The 25,224-nt window shown below is 43.4% G+C and carries 22 protein-coding genes and 1 pseudogene; 11 read left to right on the forward strand and 12 right to left on the reverse strand.

Annotated elements, in window-relative coordinates:
* Nucleotides 1-5: 5 nt before the first annotated feature.
* The 5 genes from JJQ94_RS01545 to fadI all read right to left on the reverse strand — a co-directional run bounded on the left by JJQ94_RS01545 (nt 6) and on the right by fadI (nt 7,182).
* Nucleotides 6-1,127, reverse strand: a complete 1,122-nt coding sequence (locus JJQ94_RS01545; RefSeq protein WP_099028515.1) for an ATP-NAD kinase family protein — start codon at nt 1,125-1,127, stop codon at nt 6-8.
* Nucleotides 1,117-1,683, reverse strand: a complete 567-nt coding sequence (locus JJQ94_RS01550; RefSeq protein WP_045990526.1) for an elongation factor P hydroxylase — start codon at nt 1,681-1,683, stop codon at nt 1,117-1,119. The genes JJQ94_RS01545 and JJQ94_RS01550 overlap by 11 nt, the downstream gene beginning before the upstream one ends.
* Before the next feature lie 76 nt (nt 1,684-1,759).
* Complete coding sequence (locus tag JJQ94_RS01555; protein WP_099028514.1) at nt 1,760-3,292, reverse strand: sensor domain-containing diguanylate cyclase; 1,533 nt, start codon at nt 3,290-3,292, stop codon at nt 1,760-1,762.
* Between the two features lie 477 nt (nt 3,293-3,769).
* Nucleotides 3,770-5,872, reverse strand: coding sequence for a fatty acid oxidation complex subunit alpha FadJ (gene fadJ / locus JJQ94_RS01560; RefSeq protein ID WP_099028512.1), 2,103 nt, complete (start codon nt 5,870-5,872; stop codon nt 3,770-3,772).
* On the reverse strand, nt 5,872-7,182 hold the full coding sequence (gene fadI / locus JJQ94_RS01565; protein ID WP_088532421.1) for an acetyl-CoA C-acyltransferase FadI: 1,311 nt from the start codon (nt 7,180-7,182) through the stop codon (nt 5,872-5,874). Before fadI ends, fadJ begins: the two co-directional genes overlap by 1 nt.
* A 267-nt stretch (nt 7,183-7,449) precedes the next feature.
* On the opposite strand from fadI, the gene JJQ94_RS01570 reads away from it, so the two are divergent.
* The 10 genes and pseudogenes from JJQ94_RS01570 (at nt 7,450) to JJQ94_RS01610 (ending at nt 16,732) form a co-directional block, all read left to right on the forward strand.
* Nucleotides 7,450-8,406: an AAA family ATPase gene (locus tag JJQ94_RS01570; RefSeq protein ID WP_099028511.1), complete on the forward strand. Its 957-nt coding sequence runs from the start codon at nt 7,450-7,452 to the stop codon at nt 8,404-8,406.
* A 4-nt stretch (nt 8,407-8,410) separates the two neighbouring features.
* Complete coding sequence (locus tag JJQ94_RS01575; protein WP_099028510.1) at nt 8,411-9,364, forward strand: DUF58 domain-containing protein; 954 nt, start codon at nt 8,411-8,413, stop codon at nt 9,362-9,364.
* Nucleotides 9,365-9,796: a DUF4381 domain-containing protein gene (locus JJQ94_RS01580; RefSeq protein ID WP_099028509.1), complete on the forward strand. Its 432-nt coding sequence runs from the start codon at nt 9,365-9,367 to the stop codon at nt 9,794-9,796.
* Nucleotides 9,789-10,772 (forward strand): vWA domain-containing protein, encoded by a 984-nt coding sequence (locus tag JJQ94_RS01585; protein ID WP_099028508.1) that lies wholly within the window; start codon nt 9,789-9,791, stop codon nt 10,770-10,772. Before JJQ94_RS01580 ends, JJQ94_RS01585 begins: the two co-directional genes overlap by 8 nt.
* A 142-nt stretch (nt 10,773-10,914) precedes the next feature.
* Nucleotides 10,915-12,072, forward strand: a pseudogene (locus JJQ94_RS24400) (VWA domain-containing protein); the annotation flags it as partial.
* Between the two features lie 423 nt (nt 12,073-12,495).
* Complete coding sequence (locus tag JJQ94_RS24405; RefSeq protein ID WP_249031261.1) at nt 12,496-12,723, forward strand: hypothetical protein; 228 nt, start codon at nt 12,496-12,498, stop codon at nt 12,721-12,723.
* Nucleotides 12,717-14,348, forward strand: coding sequence for a BatD family protein (locus tag JJQ94_RS01595; protein WP_099028507.1), 1,632 nt, complete (start codon nt 12,717-12,719; stop codon nt 14,346-14,348). Before JJQ94_RS24405 ends, JJQ94_RS01595 begins: the two co-directional genes overlap by 7 nt.
* Nucleotides 14,349-14,504: 156 nt before the next feature.
* Nucleotides 14,505-15,020 carry a sigma-70 family RNA polymerase sigma factor gene (locus JJQ94_RS01600; RefSeq protein ID WP_010605216.1) on the forward strand — a complete coding sequence of 172 codons (516 nt, stop codon included), beginning with the start codon at nt 14,505-14,507 and terminating at the stop codon, nt 15,018-15,020.
* Nucleotides 15,020-15,739 carry a DUF3379 family protein gene (locus tag JJQ94_RS01605; RefSeq protein ID WP_099028506.1) on the forward strand — a complete coding sequence of 240 codons (720 nt, stop codon included), beginning with the start codon at nt 15,020-15,022 and terminating at the stop codon, nt 15,737-15,739. The genes JJQ94_RS01600 and JJQ94_RS01605 overlap by 1 nt, the downstream gene beginning before the upstream one ends.
* Before the next feature lie 144 nt (nt 15,740-15,883).
* Nucleotides 15,884-16,732: a Tim44 domain-containing protein gene (locus JJQ94_RS01610; protein WP_099028505.1), complete on the forward strand. Its 849-nt coding sequence runs from the start codon at nt 15,884-15,886 to the stop codon at nt 16,730-16,732.
* Nucleotides 16,733-16,767: 35 nt separating this feature from the next.
* On the opposite strand, the gene JJQ94_RS01615 is transcribed toward JJQ94_RS01610, so the two are convergent.
* Entirely contained in the window at nt 16,768-17,574 is an 807-nt protein-coding gene (locus JJQ94_RS01615) for a kinase (RefSeq protein WP_236596469.1), read from the reverse strand.
* A 193-nt stretch (nt 17,575-17,767) separates the two neighbouring features.
* Here JJQ94_RS01615 and JJQ94_RS01620 point away from each other — a divergent pair, with 193 nt between their 5' ends.
* A complete protein-coding gene (locus tag JJQ94_RS01620; RefSeq protein WP_099028503.1) occupies nt 17,768-20,149 on the forward strand; it encodes a TonB-dependent receptor in 2,382 nt (793 codons plus the stop codon).
* 62 nt (nt 20,150-20,211) lie between these two features.
* On the opposite strand, the gene JJQ94_RS01625 is transcribed toward JJQ94_RS01620, so the two are convergent.
* The 6 genes from JJQ94_RS01625 to JJQ94_RS01650 form a co-directional block, all read right to left on the reverse strand.
* A complete protein-coding gene (locus JJQ94_RS01625) occupies nt 20,212-22,221 on the reverse strand; it encodes a TonB-dependent receptor plug domain-containing protein (protein ID WP_099028502.1) in 2,010 nt (669 codons plus the stop codon).
* Between the two features lie 136 nt (nt 22,222-22,357).
* The gene (locus JJQ94_RS01630) at nt 22,358-22,618 is read right to left on the reverse strand and encodes a CBU_0592 family membrane protein (RefSeq protein WP_010379248.1); all 261 of its coding nucleotides are present in this window, start codon (nt 22,616-22,618) and stop codon (nt 22,358-22,360) included.
* Between the two features lie 171 nt (nt 22,619-22,789).
* Nucleotides 22,790-23,041, reverse strand: coding sequence for a hypothetical protein (locus tag JJQ94_RS01635; protein WP_099028501.1), 252 nt, complete (start codon nt 23,039-23,041; stop codon nt 22,790-22,792).
* Nucleotides 23,042-23,047: 6 nt separating this feature from the next.
* On the reverse strand, nt 23,048-23,458 hold the full coding sequence (locus tag JJQ94_RS01640) for a DUF1761 domain-containing protein (protein WP_099028500.1): 411 nt from the start codon (nt 23,456-23,458) through the stop codon (nt 23,048-23,050).
* A 51-nt stretch (nt 23,459-23,509) separates the two neighbouring features.
* Nucleotides 23,510-24,025 (reverse strand): response regulator transcription factor, encoded by a 516-nt coding sequence (locus JJQ94_RS01645; RefSeq protein ID WP_099028499.1) that lies wholly within the window; start codon nt 24,023-24,025, stop codon nt 23,510-23,512.
* Complete coding sequence (locus JJQ94_RS01650) at nt 24,006-25,190, reverse strand: ATP-binding protein (RefSeq protein WP_236596470.1); 1,185 nt, start codon at nt 25,188-25,190, stop codon at nt 24,006-24,008. Before JJQ94_RS01650 ends, JJQ94_RS01645 begins: the two co-directional genes overlap by 20 nt.
* Between the last annotated feature and the right edge of the window lie 34 nt (nt 25,191-25,224).

The following is a 25,224-nucleotide window of genomic DNA, read 5'->3' on the forward strand; positions in this document are numbered from 1 at the left end:
CTAAATTATTCTTGATGGCCTATGGCGTACATTACATGGTCATTGAATCCAGTGATCACTTTAATAAATCCAGCTAAGGACTCATCAAGTTGTTCGTCACCGGTATCAGCAATTAAAGGACGACCATTTAAGGCCTTTAATTTCGATTTTGTGGCGATAAGGATAATATTATCTTTGCCGATTTTTTTGATGAGGTTAGGGCTTAGCTGCTGATTACCGCGGCCAAAAATGTGTCCTTGCCCACCAATTAATGTGATCAGTAGCTTTGTTTTGTCATCAGCAAGCGATAACAATTGCTGCGCAGTTTGATCTTGCGCGATCAGCGCTTGGTCCCTTACTACATCAACACCTAGAAGTGTATTATCAAGTCCCATCTCTTCCATCACTGCTGCAACGGTAGAACCAGATCCCATGATATAGGTTTCGTCTTCTTCCATTTCGGCAACCACATAGGCGGCGATATCTGCCAACACCAGATCATCGCTCTCTTTGCCACCGTTTTTCACCGCTTGCACATATCTCAGCTCGGTCGGCACTTGCATTTCACCAAATCGCTTAGCGCGCACTGTCCCTTCACGAAATGCAGCTTCATCAATGTCCATCACATCGGCTTCGCCAATGGAGACAAGCTCTCCGGTAACCAAAAGCTCAACGACTCTACCTGCTGCTTTTGGCGTTATCGCGTATACGCCGCTATGAATTTTGCACCCAGCAGGGATCCCAAGTACAGGACATGAATCACCCACGGCGTGGCAAATGTTGCGGGCAGTACCATCGCCACCTGCAAATAAAATCAAATCAACACCGAGCTGTTGCATCATTTGCGCTGCGCTCTCGGTATCTTCAGGACGAGTTGTCGTGCTTTGAGTTTGGTAAATCACTTGGGTGTTAAAACCCAGCTCTTTTGCCGTGCGCTCCCCCATCTCACCGTTAACAGTAAATATTTCGATGTTCTCTAGATGTGGAAGCAGTTGCGTCAAAGCCGTTTTTGCTCGCTGATTAGCACGAGGCTCTGCACCTAGTGCCAATGCTTGTTGGGCTGTTTCTGCGCCATCGCTACCTTTTAGTGCAACGCTCCCACCAAGCCCAGCTAAAGGGTTGATGATAAGTCCAAGCTTAAATTGCATCGTCAAACTCCATGCTTAGCTCTGTCGGGATATCCCAGTTAAATTGCTGCTGGCGTAAAGGCCAAGGTGTATTATAAAAATTGCTTAATGCGTTGAGTAGTTGAGTCGTTCTGGTATTGAATCCGCTTTCTAATAAAGCTAGCACTTGCTGATGTACCCGTTGTTGAAAGCTGAAACGGCAAGTTTGTTCACCATTGAGGTTATCAACGGAAACATTAAATGAAAAACCAGCTGCGACACTTAGCGCCCACTCAATCGCTTGTGGTTTCACTTCAACTTTTTCAAATTCAAGCTGCTGCGCTTTATCTCGTCCATCGGGACAATACCAGTAGCCATAATCTTCGAGTTGCCGACGCGCTTCACCCGCAACAAGCCAGTGCGCAACTTCATGCAAAGCACTAGCATAAAAGCCATGAGCAAAAATAATGCGATGATGAGGGTATGATTCATTTGCAGGTAAATAGATAGGTTCGTCGTCGCCCACTACCAGCTCCGTGTTGAGCGTGTGCAGGAATAACCCATTAAAAACAGCAATGAGGTCTTCTATTTTATGCATCAACATCCGCCACAAGTCTAAACTGGGCGCAAATTGTAAGGTTTTTAGCGGCTAAAGTAAAAGATCTCGTTTTAGACTATGCCTTTTTGTCGCGAGAACTGCGTGGCGCGATATAAAGCGAAGCACGATCTCGACCTAACTTTTTCGACTCATAGAGGGCTAAATCAGCTTCTTCAAAACATCGTTTGTGATTAAAGCTTTCTCCAATGAGCTCATATCCCGCGACGCCAATGCTAAATGTCAGTCCAAAACTGGTGAAGCGAGTAAATTCATGCACCAGTCGTTGTGCAAAATTAAGCGCGGCATCCGGCCGAGTTTCAGGGCAAATAATCACAAATTCATCACCGCCCCATCGTCCAATATGGTCGCTTGGGCGTGCTTGCTCTCTTAAAAATTGCCCAACTTCTTTCAATGCATTATCACCATCTTGATGTCCTGCGGTGTCATTAAGCTGTTTAAAATGATCAACGTCGATTACCAGTAGCGATAGCGCTCGATGATAGCGTATAGCCCGCTGCACTTCTTCTTTTAGCAGTGCTTCAATCTTTCTGCGATTCATAACCTGAGTTAAGAAATCCAGTTCAGCCCGGTTCTTCAATTCTTGTTCTTGACGTAAATCTCGGATCACCGCAATAAAAACATCATTTTTAGAGACGGACACAGTGGATAACGCGATATCCACCGGGATCTCCACGCCTGTTCGGTGCCGCCCTACAATTTTTACGCCATCATGCGTCACTCTGCGCATGGTAGAGGTGCCTTGGAACTTCTCTCTGTCCACGACGTGTTTACCGGTATACCGCTCTGGAATGAGATCTTCAACCTGCATACCTAATAGCTCTTGAGGCTGATACCCAAACAAGTCTGTGCAGGCCTTATTGACCTCTGTAAGTCTACCGTCTTTATCACAATATAAAATGGCATCAGGAGTAGAGTTGAATAGCTTTCGTTTTTCGTTGATAAGTTTAATCACAAAAATAAGCGTAAAAATGTTTAAGCCAGCAAACAACAAGACTATTGGTAGCAGCAACAATACACCGGTGTTACTCAACTCTTGGGTTTGAGCAAGCTTTACCGATTGGTTTTGCTTTGCAAGCTCAAATTTCTCTCCAATTGACTTACGCAAATAATTAAATGCAGCTTCTGCGTCCGTGTCATCTACTTTCACTAAGCGATCCACAGCCTCAGAGCGCAACCTTCTCGATGTGAATTTTGACTTAGCAAGCGCAAGCATTTGTGTATATTCATCAAAGGTGTGTTGAATAGCGGCTAATGCCTTTGTCTCTTGGCTGCTTAGCGCCGTACTTTGCAATTTCAGGATTGTCGCTTTGGTCGCTTCAACATTAGCTAAAGCCTGTTCGTAATAAATTTCGTCTTGCCGCAGTACATAATTTTTGAAGTGATGAATAAAGCCGTTGTAACCAAAACTACGCTCCAGCTCAGCTAGCAGTTCAGCACGTTTAATTGCAACTTCAGTCTCAGACTGCCATGACTGATGAAATGAAGAAATTGAGTGGTTTAACAAAGTAGACCAATAAAATAGGCCACCACTCACCAAAATAGTAAAAAAAACTAAGCCACTGATCTGCAAAAAAATACGTTTATTCATATACTCTGCTGTTCAAATTCAGCAAATCCTAGAGCGCAGTATGCAAAAGAAGAAATTAGAAGCCGTCTAGGTGCTGTAGAATCCATGTCGATGGTACAAAAGTTACATACCATTACAGCTATTAAGTCTAGACCAGAGAACGAAAAAAGCCGCATTACAGCGGCTTACAGATAGGATATTTTCACTAACGAGTATTAGGGCCTGTTGATCTTTCAAGTTTGTTTTTGCAGCAGTTTGACTGGTATTTATACAAGGCAAAGCCTGCGTAGCATAGTCATTCTATGTAAGCCTGGCGATAACACAGTAGAAATGCCAGTCAAGCGCTGCCCTTTGGGTTCACCTGAGTGCGCTTTGTTCATTGTTGCTCAACTTTTGCCTAGATTACTAGGCGGCAAGTCGAGCGTCGCGATCAAAACACACTCAGAAGAACAAAAATCAAACAGCGAAGGTCAACAGGCCCTAGATAAATTGGTATCGTTACTCGTAATAAGCTTTGCCTTCTTCGGCCATTGCGAGTAGCGGCTCCGCAGGTGTAAATACAGGGTTGTCAGCTGCATATGTTGATAGCTCTGAACACACCTTATTGGCGCCTTTTTTGTCCATATAACTAAATGGACCGCCCAAGAATGGAGGGAAACCAATACCGAAAATAGCGCCGATATCACCATCTCTCGCATTACGAATAATACCTTCGTCAAGACAGCGCGCAGCCTCATTGAGCATCTGCGCAACGCAGCGGTTTGCAATTTCCTGTTTATTCAACTTAGGAGAAGGCGTGACACCGAGTAACTCATAGACTGACTCGTCCACTTGCTTGCCTTTTTTACCTTCATAGCTATAGAAACCACGACCAGATTTGCGACCTAGACGTTTGCTATCTATCATACGTGCAAAAGCATCCGGCGCCTTAAAGCGAGCACCTAATTCTTTTTCTAGAATTGGCGCAATCTTAGAGCCAATGTCTACACCTACTTCATCAAGAAGCGCAAGAGGACCAACAGGGAAGCCAAACTCAACCAAGGCTTGATCGATTTTCTCTATCGGCTCACCGGCAAGCAAAAGATTTGCCGCTTCGTTGACATAAGGTGCCAGAATACGGTTTACGTAAAAACCAGCTTTGTCTTTTACTACAATTGGGGTTTTCCCCTGCTTGCGAGCAAAAGCCACAGTGCGCGCAATAACCTCATCACTGGTGGTTTCGTGCGGAATGATCTCCACCAGCGGCATTTTTTCTACTGGCGAGAAATAATGCAAACCAATTACGTTTTCAGGACGCGTCGCTTTTGCCGCGATTTGGCCGATTGGTAATGATGACGTATTACTTGCAAATATCGTACTCTCACTACATTCGCGTTCAATATCCGCCACCATCGACTGTTTAAGGTCTAGGTCTTCAAATACGGCTTCAATCACCATGTCTGTGTGTTTAAAACCAGAGTAATCTGTTGTCCCCGTGATCATATTCAAAGTTGACTGCATCTCTGCCTTTGAAATAATACGACGCTTTTGACGTTGAGTTAGGATCTTATAGCTGTAATTTAATGCGTTGCTAATGCCCTGATGCGCAACATCTTTAATGCGTACCGGTGTGCCAGCTTTAACCGCACTAACATGGGTAATACCTGCGCCCATTAAGCCACCACCTAGCACTGCAACACGCTTCACAGGAGCAAGATCTTCACCTTGGAAATCCTTTTTCATTTCCGTTGTTGCAAAGAAAATCCCACGTAGCGAGCGTGAAACTTCAGACATCACTAAATCGGCGAAACCCTCGGCTTCGGTTTTATAACCTTTAAGCTTGTCCAGCTCTACAGATGCACGTACCGCTTTGATGATAGCGATTGGCGCTGGATAGTGACCACCCGTTTTCTTCTCAACATTTTCTTGTGCTTTTTTGAAAATAATATTGCGTCCGAACGGGTTAGACTCTAGCAATTGGCTAATTTTGTCTAAATTCGGTTTGCGAGGCTTAGGCTTACCTTTTCTGGCAAGCTTCACCGCTACGTCGAGTAAAATACTGTGCGGTACGGAATCGTCAACTAGGCCCGCTTTTTTCGCTTGCTTAGGTCGAACTTGTTTACCAGTTAGCATCCATTCAAGTGCTTTTTGAATACCAACTAATTTCGGTAGGCGCTGTGTACCGCCACCGCCTGGCAATAGACCAAGCTGTACTTCTGGAAGACCCAGTTTAGTCTTGCTGTCTTCAGTACATACACGGTAATCACAAGCCAGCGCAAACTCCAAGCCGCCACCAAGTGCTACACCGTGGATCGCGGCAACGGTTGGGAATGGTAAATCAGCCATTTTAAAGAAGGTTTTATGACACATTTCCGAAATCGCTAACGCATCTTCACGGGTTTTAGCGCTGTCTAGCATTTTAATGTCTGCACCAGCGATAAAGTTATCGTCTTTACCACTGATAAAAACCATACCCGTTACGTCGTCTTGCTTACTCTTTGCGATGATCTCTAATAATTCATCAGCAAATGTATCACGTAGGGTGTTCATTTTTTCGCCCGGTACGTCGATTGTAACGATGGCGACTTTATGGTCGTTTAATTCATAAGAAAATACTGACATTATGCGCTCTCCAATACGAATGCTGCTCCAAGACCACCTGCAGCACAGGCAGTTGTCAATGCAAGACCACCGCCGCGGCGTTTAAGCTCATGTAAGCTTTGCGTGATCAAGCGTGCACCGGTTGCTGCGAATGGGTGACCATATGCAAGTGAACCACCAAGCACGTTAAACTTATCCATGTCGATTTCGCCAATTGCTTTACTGCGACCAAGTTTTTCTTGCGCGAATTTGTCTGAGCCAAACATTTTCATATTGGCCAGCGCTTGCGCTGCGAAAGCTTCATGCATTTCTATCAGGTCAAGATCAGCAAGTGTAATACCCGCTCGGTCAAGTGCTACAGGCGTTGAATGTGCAGGACCCATCAACATATCTTCGTGTACGCCGATTGCAGAGAAGGCGAAACTACGCACATAACCTAAGATGTCGTAGCCAAGCGCTTTGGCTTTGCTTTCGCTCATCATTAATACTGCCGCCGCACCATCGGTCAGTGGCGTTGCATTTGCTGCAGTTACTGAGCCGTGCTGTCTGTCAAATACAGGCTTTAACTTGGCGTAGCTTTCCAATGAAGAGTTTTCACGGATGTTATTATCTTTATCAATAAAGCTTTTGTATGGCTCAACATGGGCAGCCATCACTTCATTATTTAATAAGCCTTCCGACCACGCTTTTGCAGCTAAGGTATGTGAGCGGTGCGCCATCGCATCTTGATCTGCACGGCTGATCCCGTGAGTCTTAGCCATTTGCTCAGCGGTTTGCCCCATTGATAAGCCAGTTGAATATTCTGCAACTGCAGGTGGCACTGGCAGTAAGTCTTTGAGTCTTAGCTTTGAGAAAATCTGTAAACGCTGCTTAAGCGTACGTGCTTTGTTCAAGTCAACAAGGCTACCTGCAAGCTTTTTGCTCACGCCAATAGGTAACACTGATGAAGAATCCGCACCACCAGCAACACCGACACTCACTTGGCCTGAAATAATACTCTCTGCAACGTTAGCAATCGCTTGGAAACTGGTTGCGCATGCACGTGATACAGAGTAAGCGTCAACAGAAACTGGCATGCCAGTGCCAAGCACGATTTCACGCGCAATGTTCGGCGCTTCTGGCATTTGTACAACTTGGCCGAATACCAGTTGGTCGATTTCTTTACGATCGAAGTTCAAACGCTCAAGCATTTCGTTGACGACGATTTTACCTAAATCTAGGGCTGGAACGTGGTGAAAAGCGGTAGCTTGCTTTGCGAATGGCGTACGCAGGCCGCTCACGATAGCGATTCGGTCGCCTTTTGATGTTTTTAGTATGTTTTGTTCAGACATGAATTTTGCTCTCCCGCTGACAGGTCTGACCTGTTAATTTCCTCCGATTCTAAACAACCAAATCGAAGTTGCCAATAGCAAAGCACGAAATGGCTGCTTTTTAAACCGTGAAAACCAACTTTAGATGCTTTTTCAAGCAATCTCAAAGTATTTGAAATTGTTATTTAAAATTTATGAACTTTTCTAAAATTATGGGTCTAATCAACTTGATTATTCATTCCGCGTCCATATAACTATTTTTATTTTGTCGGCTTAAAAGGCAGTCTCATGGCAGTAAACGAGTTTTCTCAACTAAAAGAATATTTAGATACCCAAATTTTAGGACAAAGTGCACTGACCGAATCCTTGCTTATCGCGCTTTTAGCAGATGGTCATTTATTGGTTGAAGGCCCCCCAGGTCTGGCTAAGACCCGTGCAGTAAATGCGCTAGCTAAAGGTATTGAAGGGAGCTTCCAACGCGTCCAATTTACTCCAGACTTATTGCCTTCTGATGTAACGGGTACAGATATCTATCGCCAACAAACCAACGAATTTGTGTTTGAGAGAGGCCCGCTTTTTCATCATTTGATTTTGGCTGACGAAATCAACCGAGCGCCAGCCAAAGTGCAATCAGCCCTACTAGAAGCAATGGCCGAGCGCCAAATAACCGTTGGTAAGACAACGTATCCGTTACCTGAGCTATTTATGGTAATGGCAACGCAAAACCCGCTTGAACAAGAAGGTACATATCCGTTACCTGAAGCGCAGCTTGACCGCTTTTTACTCCATCTGAATATCGATTATCCGGATGCAGAAACCGAGGTCGATATTTTGCGCCTCACTCGTGGCGAGGCGTTGGAGGAGTATCAAGCAACCTTCACGCCTATTAGTCAAGCAACCCTATTTGAGGCCCGTAAAACCGTACTAAGCATGCATCTTGCTGAGCCACTAGAGCAATATCTTGTGCAACTGATTATTGCGACCAGACAACCACAACGCTTTGATGCAACGCTTGCGAGCTGGATTGATTATGGCGCGAGCCCTCGCGCTACAATTGCGCTTGATAAATGTTCTCGTGCTCATGCTTGGCTACAAGGCAGAGATTTTGTCACACCTGAAGATATTCAAGCTGTGGTACATAACGTGCTACGCCACCGTATCGTGCTGAGTTATGAGGCACAGGCGGATGGGATCACCAAAGATGAGGTGATCAGTAGGATTTTAGAATTGGTTGCTGTTCCATAATACTATGAACGACATCAAGCAGTTTAATTCAGCCAGCTGGTTTAATGAAAGCCACAGTAATGGTGTCGAACTCGGCCTGAAAGAGCTACTTTTTTATAAGTCCAAAGCGCATTTACTTTCGCTCAAACCGAGAGGAAAAGTGAAAAGTGCTCAATCAGGGCAATACCTTGCACCGCATAAAGGTCGGGGTATGGAGTTCGCTGAAGTCAGACAATACCAATATGGTGATGATATTCGTGCGATTGACTGGCGAGTTACCGCACGTACCGGTGAAGCACACACGAAGCTCTTTCAAGAAGAGAAAGAGCGCCCCGTTTTTGTATTTTGTGACTTTTCCTCAAGCATGCTATTCGGTTCAAAGCTTTTACTTAAGTCGGTGCTTGCGGCGCACTTAGGCATTTTGGTGTCTTGGGCTGCATGCCAACGCGGCGACCGTGTTGGTGGTGTGGTATTTAATGACAGCAATCACCACGAGCTTAAACCGATTGCTCGCGACCGTGGAGTGCTTGCGCTAGCTCATCAGTTTTGTGCCCTACACGAACAAGCATTAATTCAAAAAGAGACTCACCCCTCGGGGGATCGTTTCAATGAGAATTTAAAACGACTTGTGCATCTGGCCAAGCCCGGTAGCCTGATTTACCTCATTTCGGACTTTACGGAATTGAATGATGAAAGCTTTAAATTGCTAGAGCGTACCACTCGCCATAACGAAGTCATTGGTTGTATGGTGAGTGATCCTTTTGAGCATCACCTTCCTGAATACAGTCAAGCGATTGAGGTCTCAGCTGGTGAACAACACTGGACATTGCCCTTGATGGACAAGCAATTTAGAGACAAATTCTCGCAAAATGCGTCTGACTTTTTCAATCGAAGATTGGCGCTACTTAAGCGCTCTGGTATGTCGTTACAAAAGTACGACGCGTCATTACCAATCGAATTACAAATCATGAGGGGTTAAATGCAAGTCAATCCACTCGACCAGCTTAATGATGTGGTCATCCCTCAAAGCGTGAGCTGGTGGCCACTTTCTTATCCAATGTGGGGAGCCATTTGTGTTCTACTTACAATATTTGGGGCTACGTGTTGGCTATTGTATCGTCGCCAGCAATTTTTAAAGGCAAAAAAGGAAGCCGTAAAACTGAGTCATTCGCAGGATAATGCCCAAGCACTACACACCATACTCAAACGTTTAGTAAAACATTATTACGGTGATACCGCTGCGAGTAGATCGGGCCAAGAATGGTTAACGCTGCAAGCAAGACTCACACGTGTTGAACTCACTCAGCAAGAGCTCGACTCGTTATATGCACCGACTCAAGACCCCGCACTCAGCGATAAACTATGTCGTGCGATTAATACCTTCAAAGTGAAGGAGCGTCTCGATGTTTGAGTTTAGTTGGCCCCTTGCCTTTTTATTGTTACCTCTGCCTTGGCTAATTGCGAAGTTTAAACCGAGTATCGCGCAGACGAACATCAATATTCGTATGCCAAGTGCCGCAAAGTTACAACTCGCGAGCACAAATCAACTCAATAAGCGCGCAAAAGTAAGCCTAGTGGAAACTCTCATCTGGCTGTTACTGGTAACCGCAGCGGCAAACCCGACTTGGCTTGACGACCCAATCGTTGTGCCAAACGAGGGACGCGATATTATGCTTGCCGTTGACTTGTCGGCTTCAATGACAGAGCAAGATATGGAATACCAAGGTCGCTTAGTGGACAGATTGTCTGTCGTCAAAGCCGTTGTTAGCGACTTTATCGAAGCGCGCCAAGGAGATCGTCTAGGACTTATTCTTTTTGGTGACACCGCGTTTTTGCAAACGCCACTCACCCGAGATTTAGCGACGGTTAGCCAAATGCTTAGTGAGGCACAAATTGGTTTAGTTGGACGCGCCACAGCGATTGGCGATGCTATTGGTTTGTCGGTAAAGCGTTTTGGTGAACGTGAACAAAGTAACAAAATCTTGATTTTGCTGACCGATGGTCAAAACACCGCGGGCAACCTTCAACCAGAAGAAGCACTGATCTTAGCCCGAGAAGAAGGCATAAAGATTTATACTGTTGGTGTTGGCTCTGATGGTAGACGCGGTTTTGGTTTATTTGGCTTTAATTCTATGGCCGGTAGTAGTATCGACGAGAAAACGTTGCAACATATCGCCAAAGAAACTGGTGGGCAATATTTTCGCGCAAAAGACGTGGAAGGCCTACAACAAATCTACGCTATGCTCGATGAGCTAGAGCCGATAAGTGATGAAACACAGACTTTCCGTCCTAAGGTTTCACTGTTTTATATTCCTCTCCTCGCGATACTCGGCTTGCTTTTTGTAGCTCAGCTAAGTCTCGTATTAAGAACAAAATTAAGAGGGTAAATATATGATGGAATTTGAATTTATTCGCCCACATCTGCTTTGGCTCCTTATTCCTTGGATGATATACAGTGCATTGCAATGGTCTAAAAAGTCCAATCAAAAATCAGCGCAACTTATCGCACCGCACTTGATGAAGGTGGTGATGGGAGCCGATGGTCAAAAACACCAAAAGCAAAGTAACTCTTGGCTTGGTATTGTGTTTTTTTTGTTGGCCATTATTGCGGTTGCAGGACCAAGTATCGAAAAACAAGAAGTACCGGTTTTTAAAACTCAGGCACCTAGAGTGTTAGTGCTGGATATGTCTTATTCTATGTACTCAACCGATCTCGCGCCAAACCGCTTAACCCAAGCGAGATTTAAGACTTTAGACATGCTAAAGCAATTTAAAGAAGGCGAAACGGGTTTAGTCGCCTATGCAGGCGATGCTTTTACCGTGTCACCACTTACAACGGACGTCACCACTCTTGAGAATTTGATCCCGAGCCTTCGTCCAGAGATCATGCCCTCAAAAGGCTCTAACGTATATGCAGGCATCGAAGAAGCCGTTAGCTTGTTAACAGGTGCAAGTGCAACCTATGGTGACATTATTTTGGTAACCGATGGACTTGAACAAGAAGACGCAGAAGATGTACAAAAGCTTCTTTCTGACAGCCCATTTAAGCTGAGTATCTATGCCTTAGGTACGGCGCAAGGCGCACCAATCAAATTACCTGAAGGCGGCTTTTTAAAAGACCAATATGGTCAGATAGTCGTGCCAAAGTTATTCCCGACTCGACTTGAAAAACTCGCTAAAGTAAAGGGTGGAAAATTTGCCAGCTATACTGCTGACAGTAGCGACATAGAGACATTTAAGCCTAATTTGGGTGCAAATACATCGGTGCTTAAACGCGACCAAGAAAGTGCTAAGTGGCGAGTAGATGCGGGAATATATCTGTTGATTGTACTTATTCCACTCGCACTGCTATTGGTTCGAAATCACGCAGTTATGCTCAGTGCTTTGGTTGTTTTTACGATGTTGCCGCAGCAAAAAGCGCTGGCGAATGAATGGACACAGTGGTTTAAAAATAGCGACCAAAACGCACTGCAGGCCTACCAAAATGAAGCGTTCGATGAAGCAGCCCTTGCCGATAATCCGGTACTAAAAGGTGCAGCCCTTTATAAAGCCGGAGATTACGAAGGAGCGGTAAAAACACTCGAACAAACAAGCTCAGCAGAAGGCCAATACAATTTAGGCAATGCGCTAGCACAGCTTGGTAAGTTAGACGACGCGATTACTGCCTACGAAAAAGCCTTATCCCTAGATCCTGAGTTTACGCAAGCGAAGGATAATAAAGCGTTAGTCGAAGCGTTAAAGGATCAGCAAGAGCAGCAAAATCAGCAGGATCAGCAAGACCCACAAGATCAGCAAGACCCACAAGGTCAGCAAGACCAGCAAGACCAGCAAGACCAACAAGGTCAGCAAGACCAACAAGGTCAGCAAGGTCAGCAAGACCAACAAGGTCAGCAAGACCAACAAAGTCAGCAAGACCAACAAAGTCAGCAAGACCAACAAGGTCAGCAGGACCAACAAAGTCAGCAAGACCAACAAGGTCAGAATCCACAAGCAGGAAGTGAGTCAGAACAAAACAACAACGAGCCAGAGCTAGATGCTGCCCGCCAAGACCAGCAAGCAGCTGACGAACAAACTCAAGAGCAAAAACAACAGCAAGCGCAAGCCGCACCCATGCCCGATCCCGAACAATCACCGCAGGATGAAGAAAAGGCACAGGCAGCAATGATGCAAGATAGTCGGCCACTTACCCCTGAAGAAATTGAGAAAGCGCAACAGCTTAATCAACTTCTTAGAAAAGTACCTGATGATCCGGCCATATTATTGAGAAATAAAATGCAACTAGAAGCACAACAACGCAAACAAAGACGTCTACCAAGAGGAGCTGAAAAATCATGGTAAAACGCATTCTATTTTTTCTGTCTTTGTTGATATTAAGCCACGCCTCGTTGGCATTGGAAAATCTCACAGCCAGCGTAGACAAAAACCCAGTGCTCGCAGGTGAATATTTCACGTTGTCGATTATCGCTGAGGGCAAAGTCAAAGGCACCATTCCTGATGTTTCGGTGCTTAGTAACGACTTTATCACCAGCCCGGTGAATACCAGTTCAAGAACCAGTATCATTAATGGTAGCGTTTCAAGCTCCACTACCTGGCAAATGCAGCTCGTTGCTCGCACTCCGGGTACTTACACCATTCCTGCGTTAGAGGTAGATGGTGAAACGACCCAGCCGATCGAAATCAAAGTTGTCGCTCGTGATGATGAGCAGCAAAGTGAAGATATATTCGTAAAAACCGAACTCAAGACAAAAAATCTCTATGTTCAACAGGCAGCGCTTTATACCGTTAAGCTCTATGTAGGAAAAGAACTACTAGATGGCCAACTAAGTGCCCCAATCTCAGATGGCGCTAATTTCACACAATTGGGCAAAGCCAATGAAGAATACGAAGTTATTGACGGCCGACGCTACATGGTACTCACTCGCGAATATATGATCCAACCACAAAAAAGTGGTGACTTCAGCATAGACCCGCCGATTTTCAACGGCCAGATCAGAGATGGCTATCGTAGAATGGCGACTTCTGCGGTTGGCAATACCATTGACTTTTCAGTGTCCCCTATCCCAGCTAACGCTGCTGATAACTGGCTACCCAGTGAATATTTGAATTTTTCTGAAGAATGGCAGCCCAAAGATACCGAGTTTATGGTTGGGACGCCCATCACGCGAACGCTAACACTCACTGCAGTGGGTGTTACTAAAGAGCAGCTTCCTGACATTCAGCTTGAAGACGTTAATGGGTTTAGAATTTATCCAGACGCATCAGAGCGTAAGCAAATTACCCGAGATGGGAAAGTCATCTCTCAGTTAACCATTTCATTTGCTTACCTACCGCAACTTGCCGGTGATTTTACTTTGCCCGAAGTAAAACTACCTTGGTTTAACACCATCACTAAACGTGAAGAGTTTGCGACATTACCAAGTAAGTCTGTCAGCGTGATTCATGACCCAAATCAGCCAGCCTTACCACAGACCGCTCCAATCCCGCAGCCGCTTTCAAGTCCAAGCGTAAATCCATCAACGGCTACGCAAACCAACGTGATCACAGAGCAAATTATCCCGCTGTGGATGTGGGGACTCGCCGCTTTCGGATACGCATTATGGCTAATAACATTACTAATATGGCGTCTAAGAGCAAAACCTGCCTCAAACCCAGTAGTAAATACGGTCACTGATGAAAATCCAGCACCTCTTATTTCGTTTGAAGAAGCGGTTAAGCAAGATAACCCAGCGGGCTTTTATCAAGCGCTACTGCGCTACACCAAACAACAAAATATCACCATGACACAATGGCTAGCACTTCAACCCAGCTCATTGCGAGCACAAGTACAAACGCTACAAAGCTCGCTGTATGGAGGCAATAGCGCAAAAATAGACTTGGCTCAACTATATGGTGAAATTAAAACCAGTGTAAAAAGCACGGTTCACACAAATAAAAGCCAAAATTTAGGCAATCTATATCAATAAGCGCCTCAGGGCGCTTTTTTATTGCAAGACGAACTAGATTTGTTAGTAAATAATTAACAGATCAATTATGCTTGGTGTGAAATACACTCCCAAAATCAACTAAAATAAAATGAGTTTTTGTTGAAATAAACCTGCCAAAAGATAGGTCTCATAGATATGGCCAGTAAACAACATCACTACGAGTCACTGGTTCGGATGTACCACAAAGAGCTATATAAGTTCGCTTATTGGTTGTCTGGCGATCCGACAATAGCAGAAGACTTAGTACAAGAAACTTTTTTGCGGGCTTGGCGCGCACTCGATTCATTACAAGATGAAAATGCGGCAAAGCCTTGGTTATTAACTATTTTAAGACGAGAGAATGCACGTCGTTTTGAGCGCAAGCAATTTGACTATGCGGAGGTTGAACAAGATACGCTGGTCGACGATACCAGTTCGGCTTTGGATGATGCAATGGAGCAAACCGTTGTGCAACGACAAATAGCCAACTTAGCACCAGAATATCGTGAACCACTGCTACTGCAAGTGGTGATGGGATGTTCTGGGGATGAAATCGCCGATATACTTGAGCTGAATAAAAACACGGTGATGACAAGGTTATACCGTGCTCGCAACCAGCTGAAAGACGCTTTAACGACTGAATATGAACCAATAAAGGGGGCATCAAACTGATGGATGAACTCGAATTTCGACGCCGCCTCGTAGCTGATCCTCATGATGAAGAGGTCAAGAAACAGGCCGAAAAGCAACCTGAGTTGCAAGCACTGGTCGAAGAAATGCAAGCTTTCGACGATTTCTTGGGAAAATCACTCGATATTGATGTGCCTGAGGGGTTGGCTGATAAGATAATCGCAAAGCAAAAGGAGCTTGAAACGGAAGAGAAAAAAGTGGTGAAAATGTCTTGGTTTAGACGCGCTACTGCACCTTTTGCGATTGCCGCCAGTGTATTTTTTGCCGCCGTGGTCTTTTACTTTGGTGGTTTTGGACACCCTGTCGATACCGGTGAACACGCACTTGCTCATGTGTATTACGAAGAAAATGCGCTACAGAAGCAAGAAACAGTGTCACTGCAAACCGTGAACGAGAAGCTCGCGATGTTTGGGGGTAAGTTCGACAACTTACCGGGTAAAGTGGTTTACGCGACATTTTGTAATTTTAAAGGCCAAAAAAGCCTTCACTTGGTTATGCAATCCGAGTTTGGTCCACTCACGGTTTTTGTCGTGCCAGCAGGTCAACAAAGTACGATTGATGGCAAAGATAGTTTTGGTGATAGCCGCTTTGAGGGCTTAATTGCTCATGATGGTAAAGCCAACACTATACTGGTGGCAAACCGAGGTACGCCGATTGAAACCTTCCAATCAGAAGTGACAAGCTCACTACGCTGGTTATAACGCCACCGCCCCACTCTTCGGGGCGGTGTCTCAATATCCTTACTAAACCTCTCAAAATACAAATTTAATTGAGGTACATACCTATTTAAATAGCCATGTTAGTTCTTTACAATGGCGGCAGTTATTTTGGTATATAGGAACTTTATGAAACATTTCATTGTGTTACTTTCCCTTGTTTCTTTTTTATTTACAGCCAGTTTTAATGCTGAAGCGAGAAAGAAGTTTGGTAGTAAAAGCTCAGGAAAAACCCAGCAAACACAAACAACCCAGCAAAAGCAGCAAACTGATACACAAGCATTAAATACAAAATCGACTACGACACCTAAGTCGAGTAAAAAAGGCATTATGGCCGGTGTACTAGGCGGATTACTAGCTGGTGGTCTAATTGCCGCGATGCTTGGCGATGATTTTGAAGGATTTCAATTCCTTGAAATGATTTTGCTTGCAGCTGCTGCCTTTTTAATTTTCAAATTGGTTAAGGGCATGCTTGCAAAAAAACAGCAGCCAAGTTATGCCGGTGCGCCGCCTATGGGTAGCTACAACAATACGCCACCACCACAGCAGTTTCAAAGCCAAGGACCAATCGGCGGTGGTTTTGGCGCAAGTAGTGTGCCTATGAATCTGCCTAGAGATTTTGATATCAATGGCTTTTTACAAGGCGCAAGACAGCATTATCAAACCATTCAAACCGCTTGGAATAACAACGACTTCTCGACCGTTTCTGAATATTTGAGTCCAGAGTTGGTTGAAGAGTTCAAGCGTGAACGAGAGCAACAAGGTGACGTTAACACTGAAGTAATGTTTGTTGACGCTGAGTTAGTCCGTGCAGATACACGCCCTGACGTTTGGGAAGTTAGCATTAAGTTTACTGGTAAATATCGTGATCTGGGGGACATGCAAGAAGAACCTATCCACGAAATATGGCACTTAGAGCGTAAAACGACGGGGGATGCACCCTGGTTAATCGTTGGTGTTGAAGAGCTAGCGGCCTAATTCATCAACTTTAGTAAAAATTACACTCAACTTGTTTATTCACCAAGTTGAGTGTTTATTTGTAGCACTTCTCTATTCTCACCCAAACACACTTCAATATCTGCGACTTTTGCTAAGCTTTGCATTCCCCACACCGAAAGGCGTTGAAATGGCTGAATAAATTGTCTAATTTCCTCATCACTCATCCCTTTTCCAGTCGATGCTTTGAGCATATGCTCTTGTTGCAGACGCCACTGATATACTCTGTCGAAGCTCATTCCATTTAAATAAATGAGACTATCTAATTGTGAAAAAATAGCTTGATACTCTTCACATAAAATGTGGTTCACTTGTAAGCGAAACGAACCGTCTTTATCAAACTCTTGCTCAAATTGATTAACGGGAGATGCTAACTCATCGCTAGGCTGCGGCTCCACTCCCATACACCATCCCTCGATAATAAGTACCTGCAAACCCGCATCAACTTTTCGCCATTTTGATTTTGGCAACTTCCTATCAATTGATTTATCAAATACAGGTAAAGTTAATGCTTCGCCACGTTTAAATCTGTCTATAACATCTTGTAATAGTTGCAGATCATGAGTACCAGGCAAGCCTCTTTGTTGAAACAGCGGATGAAACTTTGAAGCAAGCACTGCCCGCTCTTCTGGGTCTAAATAAAAATCATCAAGTGACACACACTCACAGGTAATGCCAACTTCCCAAAGTTGTTTACAAAGAGAATAGCTTAACGTTGATTTACCAGAGCCCTGAACGCCAGAAACCCCGATAATTAGTGTTTTTTTAGAATTAAATATTCCAAACCCTATTAGACTTTTGGCTAACTCCATATTTCTAAGCATTATTCTTCAGACTAGTAACCTTATGATTAGTATAGACTTAAATAAAACAAAAACACCACAACAAAAATAAAGTTACATTAAACTTGAATAATTTACATTAATAAATTATTTTTACCCTTCATTGATACATAAGCAATAGTACCCATACCGGTACTATTGCATTTTTAACACAAAAACAATAAAGGAAATCACAATGAAACCACTGGGGAAGATACCATTTGCTAAGAGTACTCTCTGCCTTAGCATGCTGGCTGCATCAGCAAGCTTTTACGCGACTGCGGAAGAGCAACCAGAAGACGGTGCTAAAGAACAAATTGAAAAAATTACCGTTACCTCTCGTCGTAAAGAAGAAACCATCATAGAAATTCCAATGCAGGTTTCTACTATCTCAGCGATGGACATCGCTGATCGTAACTTAGTATCAGCAGAAGACTTTTATAGAACACTTGCAGGGGCTGCTTCTCCTAGAGGTCAACTTATTTTGCGTGGCTTGAGTGGAGGTAACACTGCATTTCCAAACACAACCAGTGTTTTTGTCGATGATGTTCCTTTCACTTTTGAAAACTTAAATGACGTAGAGCGAGTTGAGGTTTTACGAGGACCACAAGGTACACTTTATGGCTCCAATGCTATCGGTGGTACGGTGAGGATCATCACTAAAAAACCTGTACTTGATGAGTTTGAATTTTTCGCATCTACACAGATTGGAAGTGAAAAAGATGTAGATGGTCTACATCGTAATATTTCAATGGGTGTTAACATTCCACTTGTTGATGATACATTAGCATTACGTGTAAGTGGTAATACAGAACATGAACGTTACCAAATGGTAAACATGAATACAGGTGTTCAGGGTAACGCAGATCGAGGCTTTATCCGCAGCCAACTATTATGGCAAGTGGACCCAGAAACTTCTGTTACTCTCGGCTACGCACATACGACATTCAGCGACACAGGTACAACAACAGGTGACCGTTCTACACCAGGTTATTATTGGGACTACAGCTTAACTGCCAATGAGGAAGCGGCTTACGGGTATGATGTCGACTTCTTTAAAGTTTCTTGCCCTGAAACTGCAGAGCGTCCTCAATGTAACGCGGGTAACGCGCCAATCGCTAACAAGGGCGTACCACAAAAATACCAAGTGTGGGACTTAATGGACCCATGGTCTGATGCCACTAATGACCTTTTCACTTTAAATATTCAGGATGATAACATCCTAGATATTGCGTCTTTAACTTACGCAGGCTCTCACCGTACTTATGAAGAAGACAGCATTCAAACTGCATGGAGTCGCTTAGATGCGTCAGATATGTTCCGTACTTGGATCATTGACCATCGCAAATATGAGCGCGTGACTCACCAACTGCGTTTCCAAAATATTGATGTAAACTCGCCTCTATCTTGGACTATCGGCGCTTACTATGACGAAGTTGAGTACGGCTACGATCCAGACTACCAAAACCAATATCATGAAAAAGGTGACAAAGTATCTGCGTTAGCACTTAATTGGTGGGGTGCGGACGCGACACAAATTGGTAAAGATACATTTGGCAACCCGCAAAACAACTGGAACCTTACCAACATTCGTGATTACTCAGAAGAACTCGCTTTCTTCGCGGATGTTGCATACGAATTTGATTTAGGTGATTCCGGTAGCCTTGAAGTGAATGGTGGTGTACGCCGCTTTGAACTTAAAGATGGTTCTCACTACACGCAAGAAGGTATTTGGGCAACTTCTGAAGATAATCTAAGTGGTGAAGAATCAGGTAACCGCTATAAGTTCAGTGTTTCTTACCGTCCAAGTGAAGAAATGTCTGTATATGGTTTATATTCAGAAGGATATCGACCAGGTGGTAACAATGGTCCATTAGCAGCTTCATGTGAGGCCGATCCACTTGCTAAAAACCGTAAAGACCGTTACACGTCTGATGCTATCGAAAACTACGAGTTAGGCTTTAAAGCAAGCGTACTTGACAGAAAGGTTGATTTCTCAGCCGCTATCTATCGCATCGATTGGACTGATATTAAAACTTCAGTATACATGGACACGTGTGGTTTCTCATATACAGCTAACGGCGGTGAAGCTAAGTCTGAAGGTTTTGAGTTTGAGTCAACGGCTCGTTTAACTGACGACTTAACGATGTCATTCAACACGTCGTATACAAGCTCAGAGATCACAGAAGACAATGATTCTATCTCCGCAAGTGCTGGTGATAAGATGACTATGGTACCAGAATGGAATGCATACCTAGCGCTTGATCAAAATATTCAATTGTTCGGTAAAGATGCTTACATCCGAGGCGAATACTCTTTCTATGATGAATATAAAACACACTTTAATGTTCGTGATGAAGACAAAACACCAGCATATAGTGTCTTTAATTTATCAGGACGTATTCAGCTAAGTGATAGTCTAAAACTAAGTGTATTCGTTAATAACCTATTTGATAAAGAAACTGCTACCTATATGCGTGCTCGCTCTAGAAACGCCAATAATTCAGCAGCTCAAGAGTATATTAACTACCTAAATGGCCGCACAATCAGCCTACGTGTTGATTATACGTTCTTTTAAGTAATAAAAAATGTGCCACCGTATAGGTGGCACATTCATTCTAGAAACACCTACCCCATCAGCTAATTAAAATTCTTAATATACTGAATCACTAAATTTCTGCCCTGTTGTGGCACATGACCATCAATCAATCTTGGATCAAATACGGTGTATTTTTTATCAAAAAGATTTTCAGCTTTCAGTTGAATTTTAGTATTATTATCCAAATTAAAAGAAACGGTGCCGCCGATGAGGTAGTAACTTGACTGCTCGAAATCATCGACAATTGACTCAGGGGGAGCAGGAATAAATGTTGTGTCTCGCCAAATTGCATTTAAAGTTACTTCTACCGTCTCTCTTTTATGAGTAAATGCAAGTGCAGCAAACTTTTTAAAACTGCCATTTAATGGCTCGTCAAATAACTGGGTGTATGCACCTTGTATCCAAGTTGTGCCACTCAGATTAAAATTAGCATTAACTTCAATACCCTGCATGCTCGTCTCAAAGACGTTATCAAATGTAAACTCAGCTTGTTCATCATCTATTGGTACTAGATTAATGAAGTCTTCCAGCTCATTATCAAATAACACAACATCAAACTGTTTAGACTCATCTTGATAGTGCCAAACAATTTCTGTCGTTTTTACATATTCTGAAGTTAACTCCGAATTACCTGATGTAACATCATCGTTTGAGTTAAGTTCGTTGCTAACAGGGGTACGAAAAGACTCCCCATATTGCAATTTAAAAGCGTTTGCTTCATCGTAACCATAAACGAATGCGAGCCTAGGCGATAACTTATCATCTATGTCTTTCACTTCGTCATATCGTGCACCCGCGAACATACTCAGTTGCTCACTAAACCGATACTTTGCTTGAACGTACCCAGCATAGGAATCAAAATCTTGTCGCAGCGGATAAAAAGGGGCGTAATCAGATATGGTTTGAATACCACCTAAATAAGTGTGGTTATAGATGATGATATCACCGGCACTTTGATCGTAATATGAGGTTCTAACGCCTGCTTTACTTTGTTCTTCCTTTGATAGCTCAACGCCAAAATTCCACTGTAAACGGTCGTTTTGTTTATAACCACCATCTAGGTTATAAGTTAAGTCTCTGGATTGCCAAGCAGGGCCTACTAGGAAGTCCCCTCCTCGCGTGATACCAATTTCTGCTGCTGTAACGATGAGTCCTGCACTTTCGATATTATGCTCAATAAAGCTTAGCTTATGCGTTAACTCAAGTTGCTCAGTAGCTTGCCAAAGATACTCAAATGTTGCTGCATAGTTCTCACTTTTATGCTCGTTTTCAGGGGAATAACGGGAAAGATTTAAAAACTCATTAAGTTGAGTACGGTTAAACCTTACTTGCCATGTTAACGCTTGATGGCTACCTCCAAATACAACAAAAAGTGATTCTAACGGGTCTTTTACAGCGCCTCCAAAATAGCTATCCCCTGAGCGTTTATTAAATGCTATATTGGCATAGAGCCGCGTTTCATCCGACACTTGCCTTGAAAGATTCATTGCTGCTTGCGCACTGCCATGTTCACCATAACCAACAGAAAGCTGGTTATTACGTTTTTTGGTAATAATATTCATCACGCCAAGAAAGGCGTTACTTCCATAAAGGGCGGAACCGGGACCTCGGATAAATTCAACTTTATTGATAATCTCAATCGGAATGTAGGGTGTGTAGACTGATGCTTTACCAAATGAGGACTCATTCAGCCTTTGGCCGTCAATCATCACTAACACATGTCCAGTATCCAAGTACACACCGCGGGTATGCTCTTTTGGCACAGCCCCTACCCAATCGCCTCGTGTAGATTGAAAGCCAGGTACAAAGTTCATTAAATCATAAACACTGTCGACACCTAGGCTATTTATTTGTTCTGAATTAAAAACAGTAATACTAGAGGGAACCGATGCTCTCGTTTCGTCGGTTTTGGTTGCGATAGAGACATTTACATTCAACAGCTCTTCAAATGAAAGCTGATAAAGGTAGGAGTCCGTAGCTTCTGGTTCAGCGACTACCGCAAAAGGAAGTAATAATGGCGTGACTTTAATTAAAGCGCTTAAGTTTTTCATATTATACGAGCTCTATGTTCCCACACTTCACTCGTAGTGTTAGATTACTCTAACCTACGTAGCAGCATATGATTAACTTAATAATACTTGCTCCTAGCCACTACGCAAGTTTTTGATTAGCCTTTTCTTTTAGACTCTAAGCAGATGCCAGTTTTCTAGCTTTGAAATATTTAAATAATCCAATTAAAGAGGCTGCGATCCAAAATAGCTCAATCACAAAGCTTGCAAGGTTAAAGTTATAACAAAGGCTAATCAGTAGTAGGATCGCACCACTTAAATTCATTAAGTTATACGTTAGACTATCGGGAGATGCCTTTTCCAGCTGTAGCATAAAGAATGCACCAACAACTAAGAAAGTGCCTGTCATACCGATGATATCGAACATTAAATCGATCATGTTTTTTCCATTTAGCAAGACCCAATAGGCTGGCCCAGTTCCATGGGAAGGGTCATTTTCATTCATTGAAACAGCAAAGCCAAACGGCGAGATAGTAACAAATTGGAAAATTCAAGACAGGACATTTGTCTGATAACAACAAAAGGTGAGCAATAAGAATTGAAGTAATAGCTACTTAAAGGTGACCTTGCCACCAATTATTTTCAGTGCTGGCGCACCTCTCACTAATGTGTCGCGGGCAAACTCTTGCTCACACTTGGGGCAGTTTATTTGGTTGGTGGTAAAGTCTTGGGTGATCCGTTCTTTAAAACATTTAACTAGGCTGCCCTTGCCTCCCTTACGATACTTAAATAGCTGCTGGCGGCATCCAGCACAATAAATATCGACAGTTCTAACTGGGCCTTTTTTATTGGGTTTTGCCATACCGGATTAACTCATAATCCTGAGTACAAATGCAATGAGCGTAAACTGTAACACATGATAGCCACCATTGACTAAAAACAGTTTCATCGGGCGCTGCTCAAATATATAGCTTATTCCTAATGAACAGGCGACGAAAAATATCCCCACTCCAAGTCCAACTCCGGTAGCCGCTAGCAAAGAGAGCGATAGATCAAGCATCACCGCCATAAACACAGCGGATAGCAAAGACAACATAAATGCGACGCCAAAAGTCATCTTGGGATCGCTCGTTTGTAAGTCAAGCTCTGTCAGTCCACATCCCTCCATCCATGCTTTTTGAAACAGCATAGGAGAATACCAAATACCACCTAACATAAAGGAAGACAAAGCGGCGAGAATAATTGCCCAAAGGTTTAATGCTTCAAATGAGAGTATCATCGACTAACTCAGCATATTTCATTTTATTTAATAATGAGTATAAGTGAAAACCTACTTATAAACAGGTTTCTTTTGTAATTTCCTCTGCAACGTTCTTCTGTGCATGTTAAGTTGCCGCGCGGTTTCAGAGATATTACCTTCATTTGCCTTTAGAACTTGCTGAATGTGTTCCCATTCTAGTCGCTCTGGAGACATGACTTCTTCCACAATTTCTTGAGCTTTCTCTCCCAATAGCGTTTGTACTATCAAGCTGGTACTTGCAGGTTTAGTTAAGTAGTCGTCAGCGCCCAATTTTATCGCCTCAACTGCAGTCGCAATGCTGGCATAACCCGTTAATAATACAATGCGAGCATTTGCATTGAGCTGCTTGATTTGTGTTATGAAATTTATTGAGTTGGCCTCACCAAGTTTCATATCCAATAATATGTATCGGAAAATCTCTTGTTTACAAGCCACCTGCATATCTTCAATGGAAGTAACATGTTCAACACTAAGACCTTGTTTTTCCAAGCGCCTTATTAATGTCTGCGCATAAGGCACATCATCTTCAACAAGCAGTAACTTCATCACTCACCCTTGGTAGTTTAACTGTACATTTAGTGCCATAAGTAAGGTCGCTTTCAATCAGCAGATGTCCACCAAGCCGTTCAATTGTCGCATGACTCAGCAGTACAGCCATACCAAGCCCTAATTCACTATTCACTACATTGTGTCCTAACTGCGCTAGCCTTTCTTCTGCAATTCCCTCACCTCTATCAAGTATGGTGATCACATGTTCAGTCGACTCTGAGGTAAATATCACGTCGATGTCAGTCTGTTTTGCTTGCTCATTTGCTCGCACACCATTGCTAATCAGGTTTAAAATCGAAGGCATCAACATAGGATCATCGCACAGCGCCCCCTGAACATTAGTAATATCGAATCGAAAATGCTGCTGTGGAAATTGTAAATTCGTTAATTCTTTTAACTGCTCTGCAAGATGCTCTACAGTTATCATTTGTTTAGACGCTGACTTTAAATACTCAGTGAATTCTCTAAAGACATTAAGCTGCTCCTTACATTTCCCAAGAGGTTCTGACATCTCTTGAACACATGCCTCCTTTGGATACGACTCCTCCAGCTCTTCGTGTAATAGCGCCAAATGTGCGATTGGCGTGGCGAGTTGATGGGTCGCTTGTGCAGCCGCACTACCCAATGCGATTATTTGCTCTTGCTGTAATTGCTGCTCTCGTAACAAAGCAATAGCCCGCTCTTTTTTTCGATTTTGCTTTACCAATATGCTCACCACGGTAACAACGACTATGATAGTGAAAGTAAAGTTAACTAACATCCCGAGCAAGTGAGTGCTCATGTCCATAAGGTGGACATGTTCATGAGACATCTTTATATAAAGATAAAGATAAGCGCCAATCGCCCCAGCCGACACCATCAACATATTGATAGTTGGAATCGTTACTGCTGCAATAACCGTTGGCAGTACCAACAAGGACACGAAAGCATTGGTAGCTCCGCCCGTCAGATCCAACAAAATAGTAAGAAACAAAATATCCGCCAACAATTGCATTGTCATGCCAATGGGCGCTGCTTCTTTTGTGTTACGGTAGGCGTAAATACTTAGTAGCTGAAATACCGACTCCGCAGCTACCACTGCAACTACCGAAACAAAATCAAACTGTTTACCAAAAACGACAACCGCTATCGCTAGCATCACAATTTGGATAACGATTGCCACTGACCGCAACAGCAACAGTTGGCCCAATGCAGAG

Source organism: Pseudoalteromonas sp. GCY, from assembly GCF_016695175.1.
GTDB lineage: Bacteria > Pseudomonadota > Gammaproteobacteria > Enterobacterales > Alteromonadaceae > Pseudoalteromonas.